1 protein-coding gene and 1 pseudogene are annotated in these 1,407 nt (G+C 70.6%); both read left to right on the top strand.

The genetic code is table 11. The annotated features are described in order from the left end of the window. A partial coding sequence (locus ACWFR4_RS48950; RefSeq protein WP_453658477.1) for an NAD(P)/FAD-dependent oxidoreductase occupies positions 1–969 on the top strand: 969 nt, incomplete at its 5' end. 31 nt (positions 970–1,000) lie between these two features. Then, a pseudogene (locus tag ACWFR4_RS48945) lies at positions 1,001–1,407 on the top strand (cytochrome P450); the annotation flags it as partial.

Genomic DNA, 1,407 nt, shown 5'->3' with positions numbered 1-1,407 from the left:
CGCGAGGACGGCGCAGGGCTGGCCGAGCGGCTGGCCGCCGGGCCAGAGCGCGTGCTGGTGATCGGCGGCGGCTTCACGGGCTCGGAGATCGCCTCGGCCTGCCGGGAACGGGGACTGGAGGTCACGGTCGCCGAACGCGGCCCCGCACCCCTGGTGGGCGCGCTGGGCGGCACCCTGTCGAAGCTCGCGGCCGCCATGCAGCGCAACCACGGCGTGGACCTGCGCACCGGGGTGACGGTCACCGCCTTGCGCGGTAACGGCAGCTTCACCGGTGCGGAGCTGTCTGACGGCAGCCGCGTCGACGCCGACGTGTGCGTCGTGGCGCTGGGCGCGATCCGCAACGTCGAATGGCTGGCGGAGTCCGGGCTTGCGGCAGGCCCGCGCGGGATCGCCTGCGACGCCGGATGCCGCGCCTTCAACATGTACGGGATCGTCACCGACGACGTCTTCGTGGCCGGCGACGTCTCCCGCTTCCCGCACCCGCTGTTCGGCTACCAGATGCTCTCCCTGGAACACTGGGGCAACGCAGTCGAGCAGGCCAAGGTGGCGGCCCACAACATGGTCAATCCAGGGCCCCTGCAGCGCCCTCACCTGGCCGTCCCATCGTTCTGGTCGACCCAGTTCGGGCTCAACATCAAATCGGTGGGCGTGCCCACCTACTCCGACCACGTGGTCATCGCCCAGGGCTCCCTGGAGGCGCGCCGTCTGGCAATGGTCTACGGCTACCAAGGACGGGTCACCGCCGCCGTCACCGTCGATATGGCCAAGTCGCTCGACTACTACCGGCACCTGATCGAGACTGCTGCTCCGTTCCCGCCCCCGCCCGGCGCCCAGGACCGTGCGATCGCGGCCGACATCGCGGTTCCGTCGGACGTGCCGGATCCGAGTGGGCTGTCGCACGGCCCGACCGTGGCACTCACCGGTCACCTGCCCGACCGTCGGCTGACGGTGGTGCAGCCCACCCGCTGACCCCCGTCCCGCCCAACCACGAGGAGCCACGATGCCCTCCGAGACCTTGCTGGCACGGATCACCGACTACGCCAGTCGCCCCAACCCCTACCCGCTGTACGCGGAACTCCGCGAGGCCGGTCCCGTGGTGCAGCAGGCAGACGGCAGCTACCTGGTCGGCACCTACCATGAGATCGCCTCTCTGCTCCACGACCCGCGGATGAGTGCCGACCCCCGCAGCCGTGGCGAAGTGACACACAAGCCGCCGTTCCTGCGGCTCGACGACCCGGAGCACCACAGGCTGCGCACCCTCGCCATGCGGCCCTTCGGCCCGCCGCACAACCCGGGCCGGGTCGATGCCATGCGCGGCGAGATCGACCGGATCGCCAAGGAACTGATGGAGTCCTTCGAGGCGGGCCAGCAGATCGACGTCGTCGACGATTTCGCCTACCCACTGCC

The organism is Streptomyces sp. NPDC055140, assembly GCF_053607285.1.
This window is presented reverse-complemented; position numbering and strand designations above follow the sequence as displayed.